Source organism: Barnesiella sp. ET7 (assembly GCF_024733785.1).
GTDB lineage: Bacteria > Bacteroidota > Bacteroidia > Bacteroidales > Barnesiellaceae > Barnesiella > Barnesiella merdigallinarum.
In genome coordinates this window covers 115,069-130,955 of sequence record NZ_JANRHM010000002.1, presented here as the reverse complement: position 1 = coordinate 130,955, position 15,887 = coordinate 115,069, and the positions used below count along the sequence as shown (strand labels likewise).

The 15,887-nt window shown below is 53.7% G+C and carries 13 protein-coding genes and 3 tRNA genes; 5 read left to right on the top strand and 11 right to left on the bottom strand.

All coding sequences use genetic code 11. The annotated features are described in order from the left end of the window. The first annotated feature begins 96 nt into the window (after positions 1 to 96). Complete coding sequence (locus tag NW211_RS01960; protein ID WP_258326741.1) at positions 97 to 1,638, top strand: hypothetical protein; 1,542 nt, start codon at positions 97 to 99, stop codon at positions 1,636 to 1,638. A 58-nt stretch (positions 1,639 to 1,696) separates the two neighbouring features. On the opposite strand, the gene NW211_RS01955 is transcribed toward NW211_RS01960, so the two are convergent. From NW211_RS01955 to NW211_RS01945, 3 genes are all read right to left on the bottom strand, one after another. Beyond that, positions 1,697 to 1,774 (bottom strand) — tRNA-Val (locus NW211_RS01955). 86 nt (positions 1,775 to 1,860) lie between these two features. Next, positions 1,861 to 1,938 (bottom strand) — tRNA-Val (locus NW211_RS01950). Positions 1,939 to 2,020: 82 nt separating this feature from the next. Further along, positions 2,021 to 2,095, bottom strand: a tRNA-Val gene (locus NW211_RS01945). 130 nt (positions 2,096 to 2,225) lie between these two features. Between NW211_RS01945 and purB the strand changes: the two genes are divergently transcribed. The 3 genes from purB (at position 2,226) to asnS (ending at position 6,662) form a co-directional block, all read left to right on the top strand. After that, positions 2,226 to 3,569 (top strand): adenylosuccinate lyase, encoded by a 1,344-nt coding sequence (gene purB, locus NW211_RS01940; RefSeq protein WP_087409228.1) that lies wholly within the window; start codon positions 2,226 to 2,228, stop codon positions 3,567 to 3,569. Positions 3,570 to 3,907: 338 nt separating this feature from the next. Next, a complete protein-coding gene (locus NW211_RS01935) occupies positions 3,908 to 5,182 on the top strand; it encodes a pseudouridine synthase (protein WP_087409229.1) in 1,275 nt (424 codons plus the stop codon). 82 nt (positions 5,183 to 5,264) lie between these two features. Beyond that, on the top strand, positions 5,265 to 6,662 hold the full coding sequence (gene asnS, locus NW211_RS01930; protein ID WP_087409230.1) for an asparagine--tRNA ligase: 1,398 nt from the start codon (positions 5,265 to 5,267) through the stop codon (positions 6,660 to 6,662). Positions 6,663 to 6,860: 198 nt separating this feature from the next. Here asnS and NW211_RS01925 read toward each other — a convergent pair whose 3' ends face one another. The 5 genes from NW211_RS01925 to NW211_RS01905 form a co-directional block, all read right to left on the bottom strand. Continuing rightward, positions 6,861 to 7,577: a hypothetical protein gene (locus tag NW211_RS01925; protein WP_258326740.1), complete on the bottom strand. Its 717-nt coding sequence runs from the start codon at positions 7,575 to 7,577 to the stop codon at positions 6,861 to 6,863. A 125-nt stretch (positions 7,578 to 7,702) separates the two neighbouring features. After that, complete coding sequence (locus tag NW211_RS01920) at positions 7,703 to 8,701, bottom strand: beta-propeller fold lactonase family protein (RefSeq protein WP_258326738.1); 999 nt, start codon at positions 8,699 to 8,701, stop codon at positions 7,703 to 7,705. Between the two features lie 300 nt (positions 8,702 to 9,001). Continuing rightward, complete coding sequence (locus tag NW211_RS01915) at positions 9,002 to 9,319, bottom strand: helix-turn-helix transcriptional regulator (protein ID WP_258326737.1); 318 nt, start codon at positions 9,317 to 9,319, stop codon at positions 9,002 to 9,004. A gap of 320 nt (positions 9,320 to 9,639) precedes the next feature. After that, entirely contained in the window at positions 9,640 to 10,272 is a 633-nt protein-coding gene (locus tag NW211_RS01910) for a DUF3256 family protein (RefSeq protein WP_258326736.1), read from the bottom strand. Between the two features lie 129 nt (positions 10,273 to 10,401). Next, entirely contained in the window at positions 10,402 to 11,304 is a 903-nt protein-coding gene (locus NW211_RS01905) for a DMT family transporter (RefSeq protein ID WP_258326735.1), read from the bottom strand. 211 nt (positions 11,305 to 11,515) lie between these two features. Here NW211_RS01905 and lgt point away from each other — a divergent pair, with 211 nt between their 5' ends. Beyond that, positions 11,516 to 12,379 carry a prolipoprotein diacylglyceryl transferase gene (gene lgt / locus NW211_RS01900; RefSeq protein WP_087409233.1) on the top strand — a complete coding sequence of 288 codons (864 nt, stop codon included), beginning with the start codon at positions 11,516 to 11,518 and terminating at the stop codon, positions 12,377 to 12,379. 3 nt (positions 12,380 to 12,382) lie between these two features. Here the strand turns inward: lgt and NW211_RS01895 are convergent, their stop codons facing one another. The 3 genes from NW211_RS01895 to speA form a co-directional block, all read right to left on the bottom strand. Further along, complete coding sequence (locus NW211_RS01895; protein ID WP_087409234.1) at positions 12,383 to 12,823, bottom strand: N-acetyltransferase; 441 nt, start codon at positions 12,821 to 12,823, stop codon at positions 12,383 to 12,385. A gap of 11 nt (positions 12,824 to 12,834) precedes the next feature. Beyond that, positions 12,835 to 13,590, bottom strand: a complete 756-nt coding sequence (truA, locus tag NW211_RS01890; protein ID WP_087409235.1) for a tRNA pseudouridine(38-40) synthase TruA — start codon at positions 13,588 to 13,590, stop codon at positions 12,835 to 12,837. 114 nt (positions 13,591 to 13,704) lie between these two features. Beyond that, positions 13,705 to 15,603, bottom strand: coding sequence for a biosynthetic arginine decarboxylase (gene speA / locus NW211_RS01885; RefSeq protein WP_087409236.1), 1,899 nt, complete (start codon positions 15,601 to 15,603; stop codon positions 13,705 to 13,707). Positions 15,604 to 15,887 lie beyond the last annotated feature (284 nt).

The following is a 15,887-nucleotide window of genomic DNA, read 5'->3' as shown; positions in this document are numbered from 1 at the left end:
TTTTGTTCAGAGCGAAGAGGCTGAACCTCTTCCCCGACAGCATCCCTGCTTGGGGTGATAGGGCTCTTTTTAATACCGGTTGATAAAAGGGGATATATGGACAGAAGCTATTACCTGGCACAAGATAAGGCCACCGATGTCTATCGCATGGTGCGTGCGTTTGTCATCTATTTGATTTTGATTTGCATTTTGCCGTGGTGCAACTTCGGGTTGTGGAACCTGATCGACTACTCGTCGATGAAGGTCGGGCAGGTGCGGGAGCGGTCGCACGAGGTGACCTTGCGCTGGAGCACCGACTTGCGGGTTGTGGATGCCGACGGCCAGGAGCAGGTGCAGCGTTTGCCGGCCGGTACGCCGGTGCGGGTGTTGGCTATCTGCTACGACCTGCCCGACGAGCGGGTGCTGCTCAGTTACAAGCCGTGGGCCGAGTATCAGATAGAGTTGCGCGACGGAACGCGGGGGCTGGCTGTGGTGCCCGAGACGGCTACCGGGCTGGAGGTGAAGGTCGAGGTCGACGGTCGGCTGGAGCCTCGCCGGGTCGTGCGGGTGGAGCGGTTGGCCGAGAATCCCATGAAGTCGGAGACGAAACGGAGCGACTATCCCTACCTCTATGTGCTCGACAGCGGCGAGGAGCTGGCTTTCGAGCCCCTCTACTGGCCCATTCGCGGGCAGATGCCCGTCTATACCTGGCGCAGTCCCGACAAGGAGTATCTCATTGTCGACCGGCTGGCGGTCTTCGACCGGGACCTGAACCGGCTGAAGGGTGACAGTCTGGCAGCTATCGAGGCGTTGTACGAACCGGCGCAGAGCGTGGTGGTGAAGGGGAGCCGCAAGTATGCCTTCCTGCCCAGTGTCGATGTGTTGCAGAACGACTCGCTGCTGTACCGTACACTGATGCTCGTCTTCGAGAATGATACGTTGGCCGATTACCATATCTCGGGGCAGTCGACCCGGTCGTTGCCCTTCTTCTCGCACCTGATCAATTCGCACATTCGCTACAACCCCAACTATGTGCGGGCCGGTTATTATGCCGCCTATCCACTGGGCGAAGGGGTGGGGAGTCGGCTGCTGCCATTGTGGGCCGCGCGGGGTGTCGTGGGGTTGGCTGATGCCGCGTTGTTGCTGCTGTTGGCCTTCGTGGTGTCGTGGGGGCTGCGTCACACGGTCATCTATCTGCGCCCGCTCTCCAACCGGTGGCTCAAGGTGGTGGGCGTGTTGTGCATTCTGGTGGTCTATCACCTCTACCTCTTCTATTTCTCGATGGTGTCGGTCAACATGTTTTTCGTTTACGTAGCCTTGATTCTCTCGGCGATGTTCTGGAGTGCCGATGTCAATGGCCGTTGTCCCTACTGCCATACGGTCAAGGGGTTGAAGTTCCTGGGGCGGGGCGATTTGAAACGGGTCGTTACGGTCGATGAGTACGACGACAGCCGGCTGCTCTCGCGCAAGGTCGAGCGGCAGGGCGACAAGCTGGTCGTCTCCGATACGGTCGACGAGTTTGTGACGCGCGAGACCTCGGTTGTCGAGCACTACTATTCCTACTACCGTTGCTCGTGCTGCAACCGGTCGGTACGGTTCAAGGGCAAGCGGCTGGTCGGGAAGGAGGTGACCTATCGCGACCGGGAGGGCCGAAAATAAAAAAACACCTGCAAGCCGATTGCTTACAAGTGCGGACTTATATGTTGTTTTTGGTGAGTGGTGGGCGTTGACGGATTCGAACCGCCGACCCTCTGCTTGTAAGGCAGATGCTCTAAACCAGCTGAGCTAAACGCCCCTGTTTTGTTGCGGCTTGTGACCGCCACGCAGGGATTATCTCCGACCGTCAAACGATTTTTTTGTCTCTCGGTTGTCCGGCCTTGGTGGTGGGCGTTGACGGATTCGAACCGCCGACCCTCTGCTTGTAAGGCAGATGCTCTAAACCAGCTGAGCTAAACGCCCCTGTTTGTTGCGGCTTGTGACCGCTGTCAGGGATTTTCTCCGACCGTCAAGCGATTTTTGTCTATCGGTTGTCCGGCCTTAGTGGGCGTTGACGGATTCGAACCGCCGACCCTCTGCTTGTAAGGCAGATGCTCTAAACCAGCTGAGCTAAACGCCCGGATTATTTTCCGAAAAGCGATGCAAAGGTAATACAATTTTTTTATTTGCAAAACAAAAACGAAAATTATTCGATAAAATTACGCAGGAAATCGTATTTTTGTGCTCTGTTTCATTCAAATCACAGGATTATGGAATTATCATCACTCACGGCTATATCGCCTATCGATGGCCGCTACCGCAACAAGGTGGAAAATTTGTCGCTTTATTTTTCGGAGTGGGCTCTTATCCGGTACCGGGTACGGGTCGAAATCGAGTATTTCATCGCGTTGTGCGAGTTGCCTCTGCCTCAGCTCAAGGGGGTAGACCACAACCTCTTCCCGGCTTTGCGGGCCATCTATCAAAACTTTACCGAGGCCGATGCCGCCCGGGTAAAGTCGATTGAGTCGGTCACCAACCACGACGTGAAAGCGGTCGAATATTTCTTGAAGGAGAAGTTCGACGAGTTGCACCTCGAGGCCTACAAGGAGTTCATCCACTTCGGCCTCACCTCGCAAGATATTAACAACACGTCGGTGCCCCTGTTGATAAAAGAGGCGTTGCACGACTGCTACATGCCGGTACTCGACGAGATGCTGTCGCTCATCAACCACTATGCCGAGGAGTGGAAAGATATTCCCATGCTGGCCAAGACGCACGGTCAACCGGCATCGCCTACCCGCCTGGGCAAGGAGATACGGGTTTTCGGATACCGTCTCGAGAAACAGATCGAGCTGCTCAAGGCTGTGCCCGTGAGCGGAAAGTTCGGCGGTGCCACGGGTAACTTCAACGCCCACCACTTTGCCTACCCCGACATCGACTGGCCTGCCTTCGGCAACCGTTTCCTGAAAGAACGCCTCGGTATCGAGCGCGAAGCCTGGACCACCCAGATTTCGAACTATGACAATCTGGCCGCCCTCTTCGACGCCCTGCGCCGCATCAATACGATAGTCATCGATCTCGACCGCGACTTCTGGCAATACATCTCGATGGAGTATTTCAAACAGAAAATCAAAGAGGGCGAGGTAGGTTCGTCGGCCATGCCTCACAAGGTGAACCCCATCGACTACGAGAACTCCGAGGGTAACCTGGGTCTGGCCAATGCCATTTTCGAGCACCTGGCCAAGAAATTGCCCATCTCGCGTCTGCAACGCGACCTCACCGACTCGACCGTGCTGCGCAACGTGGGTGTGCCCTTGGCTCATACGCTCATCGCCTTCCACAGCACCATCAAGGGGTTGAACAAGCTGTTGCTCAACGAGACGGCCATCTACCGCGACCTCGACCAGATGTGGAACGTGGTGGCCGAGGGTATCCAGACGATTCTGCGCCGCGAAGGCTATCCGCACCCCTACGAGACGTTGAAGGCCCTCACCCGCACCAACTCGGTAGTCAATGCCGAGTCGATACGCGAGTTTATCGATACCCTCAACGTGTCGGAGTCGGTCAAGGAGGAGCTGCGCCGCATCACGCCACACACCTACACCGGGTTCTAACAGGTACCGCCGGCCGGCACTCCTTGCAGGCTTTGCCGAGGCGGACTTGAAAATACCCCGAAATATTCCCGATTCTTCGGCTTCCCCGTTTATCGTTACCCGGTGAGCGGAGCCGAAGAATCGTCGTTTTGGACCGTTGGGGCAAGGGCGGGCGAACAAACGCCCCGGGCTTTTGTTTTTTTTAAGAAGAAAACGATAACTTATTTGATTGTGAAAGAGATGAAATGAAAAATCATTTGTATCTTTGCCGGCAAATAAGGTAAAAAACAATCGATAAGAAAATAGAATTTTTTTAGTTAGGCCGAGAGGCTTGTATTTTTTAATTACAAACAATTCCTATGGAAAGCGAAAAAAGAGCTAAGCGCCCTCGTATCGGGGTATCGAACCGTGAAGGCATGACCGAACGATATGAGAAAGTAGAGTACAAAAGAGGTGGAGAAGAGGGTCACACCTCGTATGGTGCCAATACCGAAAGACCTCATTACTCCCGTAACAACTATGGTGAAGGAGGCAATCGCTCCTATACCAACGACCGTCCCAACAATTATGGGAACCGTCAGGGAGGCTATGGCCAGAATCGTCAGGGTGGTTACAATCAGAACCGTCAGGGCGGATATGGCAACAATCGCCGCAATACCTACAACAACGGGCCGCGGTACAACCAGGATTACAATCGCAACAACGAAGGGGGTGAGGGCTATCAACCGCGCTCTTACGGCGACAACGAGCGCCCCTACTATCCCAAACAGAATCGCCAGGGCGGCTACAATCAGAACCGTCAGGGCGGATATGGCAACAACCGTTACAACCAGAACCGGCCGCAACAACGCCGCAACAAGAACTACAACAGCCGTCCGCAACGCATCGAGTATGAGTTGCCCGAGGTAGATCCCAACGAACCGATTCGTCTCAACAAGTACATGGCCAATGCCGGTATCTGCTCGCGTCGTGAAGCCGACGAGTATATCCAGGCCGGCGAGGTGCTGGTAAACGGTGAGCCGGTGACCGAGCTGGGTACGAAGATTACCCGCAACGACACGGTGACCTTCCGTGGCAAGGTGGTTACGCTCGAGCGCAAAATCTATGTGCTGTTGAACAAACCCAAGGACTGCGTCACCACATCGGACGACCCGCAGGGCCGCCTCACCGTGATGGACATCGTGCGCAACGCCTGTACCGAGCGCATCTACCCTGTAGGCCGTCTCGACCGCAACACCACGGGTGTGCTGCTGCTCACCAACGACGGCGACCTGGCCTCGAAGCTCACGCACCCCAAGTTCATCAAGAAGAAAATCTATCACGTATGGCTCGACCGCGACGTGAACGAAGAGGACATGCAACGTATCGCCGACGGTATAGAGTTGGAGGATGGCCCCATACAACCCGATGCTGTGAGCTATGCCAATGATACCGACAAGAACCAGGTGGGCATCGAGATACACTCGGGCCGCAACCGCATCGTGCGTCGTATATTCGAGGCGCTGGGTTACCGGGTAGTCAAACTCGACCGGGTCTATTTTGCCGGTCTCACGAAGAAGAACCTGCAACGCGGCCGCTGGCGTTACCTCACGCAACAAGAGGTGAACATGCTGCAGATGGGTTCGTTTGAATAAGTAATATAACCGAAATAGCCGCACGCCCCGCTCGGGAAAACCGTTCGGGGCGGTGGTGCTTAAACTAATAGATTGAAAGAGTATGGAAACAATGAAAAGGACCAAAGTCGTCGATGCCTTCGACGCATCTCTTTACGGGACGAAGATCAATGTGAAAGGCTGGGTGCGTACGCGCCGGGGCAATAAGCATGTCAACTTTATTGCACTCAACGATGGTTCTACCATTAAGAATATACAGGTTGTAGTCGACCTCTCGAAGTTTACCGAGGCCGAGATGAAACCCATCACGACCGGTGCCTGCATCAGTGTGATAGGCACGTTGGTAGAGTCGCAGGGCAAAGGTCAGCAGGCCGAGATTCAGGCCGAGAGCATCGAGCTCTACGGCGGTGCCGACCCCGATGTATATCCCTTGCAGAAAAAGGGACACACCCTCGAGTTCCTGCGCGAAATCGCCCACCTGCGTCCCCGCACCAACACCTTCGGTGCCGTGTTCCGCATCCGTCACCACTTGGCCTACGCCATTCACAAATATTTCAACGACCGCGGTTTCTTCTATCTGAACACGCCGCTCATCACGGCCAGCGACTGCGAGGGAGCCGGTGCCATGTTTCAGGTAACGACGCTCGACCTCAACAACGTGCCCCGCACCGAAGATGGTGCCGTAGATTACAGCGCCGACTTCTTCGGCAAACCCACCAGCCTCACCGTGTCGGGTCAGCTCGAGGGTGAGCTCGGTGCCATGTCGCTCGGTGCCATCTACACCTTCGGTCCCACCTTCCGCGCCGAAAACTCCAACACGCCGCGTCACCTGGCCGAGTTCTGGATGGTAGAGCCCGAGGTGGCCTTCAACGAAATCGAAGAGAACATGGACCTGGCCGAGGACTTCCTCAAATACCTTATCCGCTACGCTCTCGACAACTGCCAGGACGACCTCGAGTTCCTCAGCCAGATGTACGACTCGGAGCTGATCGAGCGTCTGAAGTTTGTCGTCGAAAACGACTTCGTGCGCCTGCCCTACACCGAGGGTGTGAAGATTCTCGAAGAGTCGGGCCACAAGTTCGAGTATCCCGTCTACTGGGGTGCCGACCTGCAGAGCGAGCACGAGCGCTTCCTCGTCGAGGAGCACTTCAAGAAACCGGTTATCCTCACCGACTATCCCAAGGAGATCAAGGCCTTCTATATGAAACTCAACGACGACGGCAAGACCGTACGCGCCATGGATGTGCTCTTCCCCCGCATCGGCGAAATCATCGGTGGTTCGCAACGTGAGGAGAACTACGAGAAACTGCTCTCGCGTATCGAAGAGCTGCATATCCCCATGAAAGATATGTGGTGGTACCTCGATACCCGTCGTTTCGGTACCGCACCCCACTCGGGCTTCGGCCTCGGGTTCGAGCGTCTGGTACTCTTCGTTACCGGCATGACCAATATCCGCGATGTGATACCCTTCCCCCGTACGCCGAAGAACGCCGAGTTCTAAGTTGGGGCCTGCACAACGCAAGACCATAGAAACAAGAGAGCCGCTTCGGGGAGATTCCCGGAGCGGCTCTGCTGTTTGGTCATGTTGATAATGGTTTTCTCTATATATTGGTCTTTAGATTACTCGATAGAATATCAAGGATTGTATACACGTGACGGTGAGATGCGGTTATTCGATTTTCTCCTCCCGTGCGTGACCTTATTTGAGGTCAAATGCCAGACCTATGTAAAGATTGACAGCTCCCAAGTTGCCGTTTATGTCATCGTCCACATATTTATGGTTGAATATGTCGGTATAGGGCAATGTGTAGTTCAATCCCAAATGAATTTTGTGGAGCACGATACCGGCTTGTACGGCCCAAGAGCTGTTGAAGATATTGAAGTAGTCATCGTTTAGAGTATCTTTCAAATCTTTTTTCTCTCCATTGTATTCGATGGTACCCCAATACCCGGCGAAATCGAAATCGAAATTGATACCAGTCTGCACATACAGACTGATTTTCGGAGTAAATCGATAGGTGTATCCGATAAAAACCGGGATACGATACCCCATGGTATTGTAAGAGGTTGTTACTGTTCTCCCGTTTATTTCTACCTCTTCTTTCCATCCTTTGAAGGGGAGTTCCATGCCTAAACCTGCATAGAAGTTCTTGTTTTTCCCGAAATAGGCTCCTGCTTGACAAAGCGAAATGATGCCGGTCGTTTTTCCTGAGACGTTGCTCTGATTTTCGAAATATGAGCCGCCGAGTGTGTTGAACGAGATGGCTCCTCCTACCCGTATGAATCCTCCGGCGGGTTTGCTACTGTTGTCGTGGGAAGGGCTGTTTCCTGTATCGTTTCCCGCGCTGCTCCATTGGGCCGATGCCGACAGTGAGCCGATGAGGAGTATCATGATAATAAGAATCGATTTTTTCATGAATGAGTGTGTTTTAGTGTTGATGTATGTATTCCAGATTATGTTCAGCCTCTATAAGTCTCTTATTTCCTCCTGACCTTGATATTGAAGTTCAGACCTAAGCTGATGTTGAATGAGCTTATTTTTTAAAGATTGAAGTTCATACGCCATACGTTGAACAGACCTTTGGCCGTGCCGCGTTGCGAGAGGAAATAGATGTTGCGACCGTCGGGCGACCACACGGGACAACCATCGTTACCGGGGTGGAAGGTCAGTTGGGTGAATTGGCTTCCATCGATGCGGATTACAAAAATGTCGAGATTTTGTATGCGCTTGTTGTTGGGGTTGAAGCTGTTGCCCATGCACACAATCCATTGTCCGTCGGGCGAGATGCGAGGCGTGGTGAAACTTTGATCCTGACGGGAGAGGATAAGGGTTTCGATGCCGGTCTGGTAGTTTATCTTCCAGATTTCGCCTATCCCCTTATCGTTGAATCGGGTGCAAAGGAAGGCGTCGGGTTCGTTCTTTATCGGTTCGGGAGTACAGCCGTTGGAGTAATTGGTAAAGAGGTTATTCTCGCGATTGTAGCTCCAGATGCTGGAGTGTCCGTATTCTTGTCGGGAGAAGAATACGATGTTGGGATTATTGGCCGAGGCTTTGGGGGCCGCATCGTAGGTGCTGCCGAAGGTGAGTTGGTTGAGCACGCTTCCGGCTTCGGCATTGATGCTGTATATCGAACTGGTGTTGTTGCGTTGTTCCGAGAAATAGATATACTTGCCGTCGGGCGACCAGGAGAGGTCGGTCACCCAGTTGCGGAAGGTGCGTTGCGTGGCACCGCTTCCGCCTCGTTCGGTGCTGGCTACCATGATATTGGTCTGTTTGTTTTTATAGGAGAGATAGGCTATTTTGAGACCATCGGGTGAGATGGCTACACACGGATTGACCCACCATTCGAATTTGCCGTATTCGTTGCGGGTAGATATACCGTTGACGATGTCTCGATTTTCGTCGGTAAGTTTCTCGAAACGGATACCTCCTTCTTCGGGAACTGATACGTTGGAGTAGATGATTTGAGTGGTTGTACATTGTGAAAATAGCCAGATGCACAAGAGCCCCCAGCCGAAAAGTGTCGTTTTTCTATTCATTATGAACATGGTTTAAGTGTGTTTGTATTGTCAATGTTGTTTTAGAGCTTCCTTAAAAAAGGTCATCGACCGGTCTGCTATTCTCTTGGTGTGAAGAGATGGTTACTCATAGTCTGGGTACATTGCGAGATGGGGCAATGACGAAGAGACTTGCGATGATGATTCCGATATCTTTAGGTATTGGAAATCTTGATTAAGGATTATTAGCACAAAGAAACCAAAATAGAGCGAAAATTTCTTTTGATGAATGTCGAGATAATTGTACGGATATGTCGAAATAGTTGAACATAAACAAGGCTGCTATCGCTTCTTTTTATATTGCGACAGGTGCTGGCACAGGAGTTGTGCATCGACAATGCCCTCGACTTGAAGACTGATTTGGTAGATTGGAACTGGAGGTGTATGAGTTTGTATTTCAGGGGTATAGTATTCTTGGAAGAAGTCATAATGCAGCACTTCCGAAATGGCAACGAGGAGGTCGGTATCAATACTCTTACGTGAGAATATGTCGTAGACGGTACCGCGGGTGCGGTTGATACGGGCGGCAAACTCTGCAATCGAGAGTCCGCTCTCCTTAAAGCGTTCGTGAATGATATGACCAATGTGTATGTTCCTCATGTCGTTCGGCGAAATGTAAGCATTGGCCGGCTCTCGAGAGGATAGGGTAGGAGTTAAATAAACTACGTGGTCCTGCCCAGAGTTTGTCCAATAGAGGCCTTCGCATTGCCCAAGCATACAAACACGAACAAGCCCACGTAGATATATCTACATGGACGCTCGCTACATGTTCTCGATGCTTGTGTGAAAGTTGCGAAGTTTCTATTGGCAGAGAACGAAGCTAACGCTTATGTTATTTTTGTTATTTTATGGCATTCTTTCTTTTTCTGTTTCTGTTTGTCTATTTATCTATTATGTTGGTTATAAATATATTTTTGTTGCTATTCAAACTGTCTCCCGTTCCAGCGTAGGGTAATCGACTCGCGCAGGTAGGGCTTGAGGCGGTTGTAGGTTTCGCGGTCGAGATACTTCTCCCACGACTGGCTGGCGCATATCGAGCCATCGGACTCGAAGGTATACTCTACCAGGCAGATGTCGACTGGTCGCATCAGCTCCTCGCGTTGGGTTTTCGAGAGGCTGTCGGGGAAGAGAAAGAAATCGTCGCGGGTGGGCTGCTCGATATATTTCGAGGCGGGAAGCTCACGCCAGGCGCTGTCGAAGAACCGGATGCGGCTGTCGCCGGCCGGGGCATAGACCGTGTTGACCAGGGCAACGACAGAGTCGTTGCCGGTAGTCGTGTAGAGGTGCAGGGCCATTCGGCTCTGCTCCGAGAGGTCGATGACGAGGCTCTGCTCCTGCAACTGGGTCATCTGAGCCTGGCCGCCGAGTTTGGTGGTGACTTGGGCCGACTGCCCGGCGTGGAAGAGGTCGATGAGGTCTTTGCGTCGATTGACTTCGAGCGAGGGTATCAGCGAGTCGGGCATGGCCGCAAAAAGTTGTGCCGCCGGTTCAACAGCCTGCGACATCAGCGCCGTAGCTACGGCCGAGAGGAAAAACAGTCTTCTTAGTTTCATAACAAGGGTTTGAACAAGGGTAGTGAAAGGAGAGCGCAGAAGGTCAAGTTTACTTGCACTTTTTGCCGAGCCCTATCCTCTCTTCTACAAAGGTAGCTATTTCATTTTGAAGAGCAAGCCCCCCGAGGGCTATTTTGTACCCAGATAGAGGAAGAACATACCCAGCAGCACCAGTATCAGGTCGAACGATTTGCTGCGGATATTCTTCTCCTTGAAGAGGAAGGCACCGGCAATGAAGCTCACCACCACGCTGCTGCGACGCACCATCGAGACGATTGAAATCATCGAGTCGGGGTAGCTGAGGGCGTAGAAGTAGACAAAGTCGGCACAGACGAGAAAGAGCGAGATGAAGAATATCGAGGGACGCCACACAAACGGGGTCGTGTGCTTGCGCTGCGGATACCACAGCACCAGCAGTACGATGGCCATCATGGCCATCTGGTAGTACGAGTACCACACCTGCACGGTCATGCGGTCGAAGCCGTGCGACATGAGGTATTTGTCGTACAGTCCGCTGGCGGCTCCCGTGATGGTGGCCAGCACGATGAAGAGTATCCACAGGTTGTGGCGGAAGTTGATGCCCTCTTTCTTTCCCGAGAAGGAGAGCATGATGAACGAGACGATGGCCAGCAGCACACCTATCCACTGGTAGAAGTTGAGCCGTTCGCCGAAGATGAGCAACGCCCCGATGAGGGTGAGTATCGGCTGTGATGCCTTGATGGGGCCGGCTATGGTGATGGGCAGGTGCTTGGTGGCAAAGTAGGCACAGGTCCACGAGGTGAGCACCAGCGCTGCCTTGCCGATGATGTAGAGATGCTCGCGCAGGGTCGAAGGGGGCACGTAGAACATCGAGTCGCGCATCAGATCGGGAAATCCGTAGGAGAGGATGATGAGCGGGAGGAACAGCAGGCTGCAGAAAAGGGTGTTGAGAAACAACACGGGAATGACGGCGTTGCCGTTGAGCGACGTTTTTTTACATACCTCGTAGCAGCCCAACAGAAAGGCCGAGAGAAAAGCAAGCGATAACCACATCTTTTTTTACCTTTTAAGTCTATTGACGTTGGACCCTTCGATGCCTCTCCGCCTGGGCGGGGATGGTCGGGGACCGCCTTTCTGCCACCACCGGGGGGCGGTTTGCGAGTGCAAAGGTAGCTATTCTTTTCTCTGTATCATCTCTGTAAACCTAGATTTGTGTTATCTTTGCATCGCGTGTGGCAACGATGCCACGATAGAGAATAGAATTATGGAGCTGCTTTACATTCATTGGAATCCCGACCCGGTGCTCTTTTCGGTAGCGGGCATCGCTATACGTTGGTACAGTATCTTCTGGCTCATCGCCATTTGGGCGGGTTGCCAGGTGGTCTACAAACTGTATAAGCTGAAGGGGCTCCCGATGGATACGTTTCAGACCCTGTTCATGTACAGTTTTCTGGGTATTTTCATCGGTGCCCGGCTGGGGCATTGTCTCTTTTACGAACCCGATTATTACCTGAGCCATCCGCTCGAAATCATTCTGCCCATACGCGCTCTGCCCGATGGCGGGTGGCGCTTCACGGGCTATGCGGGGTTGGCCAGTCACGGGGGCACGCTGGGGTTGATTATCGCTCTGGCCCTCTTCTGCCGCAAGACCAAGATACACTACCTCGATATTCTCGACATGATGGGTGTAGCCGCACCGGTGGCTGCCGGCTTTATCCGGCTGGCCAACCTGATGAACTCCGAAATCATAGGCATGCCGGCCGATGTGCCCTGGGCTTTTGTCTTCGAACGGGTGGATATGTTGCCTCGTCATCCGGCACAGCTTTACGAGGCGCTGGCCTATTTCATCTTCTTCGGAGTGATGGTGTGGGTGGCCTGGCTCCGGCGCGACCGTTGCGGTCGGGGCTTCTATTTCGGGCTCTGCATCACGCTCATCTTCCTCTTCCGCTTTTTCATCGAGTTCCTCAAGGAGCGCCAGGTCGATTTCGAAAGCGCCATGCCTATCGACATGGGTCAGGTGTTGAGCATCCCGTTTGTGGTGCTGGGGCTCTACTTCGTGATTACGCGGTGGAATAATCCCGCTGGTGGCCGATTGTCGCAACCGGGACAGAGAAAATCCTCGAAATAGTCGCTAAATCTCTTTCTTCAGATAAATCATGTCGACGAGCTGTCGGCCCCCCTCGAAGATGGGGTGAGGATAGTGGTCGGTAAAGAATCCGGGTACCCGGTGCGAATAACGGAATCCGCATCGCTCGTAAAAGGGTATGGTGAGGGGTGAATCGCCTGTGCCAACTTGCAAGGTCGCTCCGCGGGGATAGAGGCTTTCCACATATTCGATAAGTTTGCGGGCATAACCTCGACGCTGGAACGGGGGACAGGTAGCCAGGTTCTTGATTTCGTAAAGTCCTTGCCCCTCTTGTGTGACGACGCAGATACTCTTCAACCCCTCGTCGTACAAGGCAAACATTTCGCCCCGGTCGAGGTAGCGCTCGATCATCATTTCGCTTTCGTCGGCCAACAGCAGCAGGTCGAGAAAATCTTTCTTCCGGTTTGTTATGTGTCTGATTTCCACGAGTCGGTTCTTTATCGGGGCAGAAACAGGTTGTCGGGGTAGGTGATGTCGTGCAGGAACAGCGCCTTGCCCGGTACCGAGGTGCCGGCGGCGCAGCGGTCTTTCTGTTCGATGATGCGGCAGAACCCCTCGACGGTGAGTTTGCCGCGCCCCACGTCGAGCAGGGTGCCTACGATGGCGCGCACCATGTTACGCAGGAATCGGTCGGCCGTGATGGTGAATACCTGTTGTTCCCCCTCGCGCTCCCAGCGGGCGAAGGTCACCCGGCAGTTGTTGGTCTTTACGTCGGTGTGCAGCTTGCTGAAGCTGGTAAAATCGGTGTATCGGTAGAGTTGCTCGGCCGCCTCGTTCATCCGGTCGAAGTCGAGCGTGCCGCGGTAGCGGCAGGCAAACGCCTCGAGAAAGGGCGACTTGTGGTCGATGAGGTAGTATTTGTAGGTGCGGCTGAGGGCGTCGAAACGGCTGTGAGCCTCGTCGGTAACAGGCCGTATGTCGTACACGGCCATGTCGGGGGGGAGCACCCGGTTCAGGCGGTCGGCTGTCTCGGCGGGATTGTCGAGCGGAGCCGGGGTGTCGAAGTGAGCCACCATGAGCCGGGCGTTGACTCCGGCATCGGTACGGCCCGCCCCGGTGACCGGCGTCTCGCGCCGCAGCAGGGTAGCCAACGCCTTTTCGAGCTCGGCCTGTACGGTGATTCCGTTGGGCTGTATCTGCCAGCCGTGGTAGCGGGCACCGTTGAACGATAGGTAGATGAAGTAGCGTGGCATGAAGGTCTAAAAAAATAGAGATGGATTATCGGGCGGGGTTCGAGAGTGACAGCATGAGGAGTGTCTCCCCTTGCTCTGTGGCCCCTCCCCGGCCGATAATCCATCGGGTTGAGTTTAATCGTTTTCGAGATAGGTATATCCGTAGAGGCCCGAGCGGTAGTTCGAGAGGAACTCACGACCCTCTTCGGGGGTGATGACTCCCGCCTTCATCGACGAGGTAACCCATGTCTCTACGCTGCGCACCAGTTTCTTGGGCGAGAACTGTACGTAGTCGAGCACCTCGGCCACGGTCTCGCCGTCGATTACCTGATCGATTTCGTAGCGGTCCTTGTACACGCTCACATGCACGGCGTTGGTGTCGCCGAAGAGGTTGTGCATGTCGCCCAGAATCTCCTGATAGGCACCTACCAGGAATACACCTATATAATAGGGTTCCTTGTTGTTAAGGGCATGCACGGCCAGATGCGAGTTGGAGCCGTGGGGCGAGATGAAGTTGTTGATCTTGCCGTCGGAGTCGCAGGTAATATCTTGTATGGTAGCCGTGCGGTCGGGACGTTCGTCGAGCCGGCTGATGGGCATGATGGGGAACAGCTGGTCGATCGACCACGAGTCGGGCAACGACTGGAAGAGCGAGAAGTTGCAGAAGTATTTGTCGGGCAACAGCTTCGAAATCTTGCGCAACTCTTCGGGGGCATGCTTCATGTCCGAGGCGATTTCGCTTACCTCGCGGGCTACCGACCAGAAGAGCTGTTCGATTTGGGCCCGGGTGCGCAGGTCGAGCAGTCCCAGGCCGAAGAGGTCGAGTGCCTCCTCGCGAATCTGCAAGGCATCGTGCCACGACTCGAGCAGGCGCGGCTGGTTCATGTTGTCCCAGATTTTATAGAGTTCATCTACCAGTTCGTGCGGGTTTTCGCCCAGTTCCTCCTTCTCGTCCCAGATGGGGAGCGAGGTAGTCTCGAGCACCTCGAATACCAGCACCGAGTGGTGTGCGGTGAGCGAGCGGCCCGACTCGGTGATGATGTTGGGTTGCGGCAGGTCGTTCTTGACACAGGCATCGACCAGCGCCGAAACCGAGTCGTTCACATACTCCTGTATCGAGTAGTTCATGCTGCTCTCGCTCGACGAAGAGCGGGTGCCGTCGTAGTCGACCCCCAGACCGCCGCCTATGTCGACAAACTCGACGTGGAAGCCCATGTTCTGGAGCTGTACGTAGAACTGCGAAGCCTCTTTCAGGGCATTCTTGATGCGACGTATTTTGGTTATCTGGCTACCGATGTGGAAGTGGATCAGCTTGAGGCAGTCGGTCATCTTGGTTCTTTCGAGGAAATCGAGAGCGTCGAGCAGTTCGCTGGAGTTGAGGCCAAACTTGCTGCCGTCGCCGCCGCTCTCTTCCCACTTGCCGCTGCCCGAGCTGGCCAGCTTGATGCGGATGCCGATGTTGGGGCGAATCTTCAGCCGTTTCGAAATGTCGGCGATGAGTTTCAGTTCGTTCATCTTCTCGACCACGAGGAAGATGCGGCGTCCCATCTTCTGGGCCAGCAGGGCCAGCTCGATGTAGTTTTCGTCCTTGTAGCCGTTGCAGATGATGAGCGAGTTTTTGTCGGTATTGATGGCCAGCACGGCGTGGAGCTCGGGTTTCGAACCGGCCTCCAGCCCGATGTTGAATTTCTTGCCGTGGCTCACGATCTCCTCGACCACCGGTCTCATCTGGTTCACCTTGATGGGATAGATGATAAAGTTCTGGGCCGTGTAGCCATACTCGTCGGCCGCCTGTTTGAAGCATTTCGAGATTTTCTCGATACGGTTGTCGAGAATATCGGGGAAACGCAGCAGAACGGGTGCCGTTACGTCGCGCACCTGCAACTCGTCCATCAGCTCCTTCAGGTCGACCGAGGCATAACCCTCGCGGGGCGTTACAGCCACGTGACCCTTTTCGTTGATTGAAAAATATTTCAGGCCCCAACCGTTGATGTTGTACAGTTCGGCAGAGTCCTCAATACGCCATTTTCTCATTTCTTATAAACAGGTTGAATAAAAGGTATTATAAAAAACATACAGTGAGCAAAAATACGGATAATAATTGAATAGAGAAAATGGAAAAGGGCGTACATTGTTCCCGGTGATAAGGTTTTTTTGTATACTTGTCGGGAATTTCGGGTAATATGCCTGTTTTTGCATATATATAATATAAGTGGTGTGTCGGCCCCCCTCCGTCTCCTTCCGGGAGGAGTGGTCGAAAGGTTTGGAAAAAGAGAAAAGTTTCGATAGGTTCAAGACGAGACTAATGTGTTAAAATG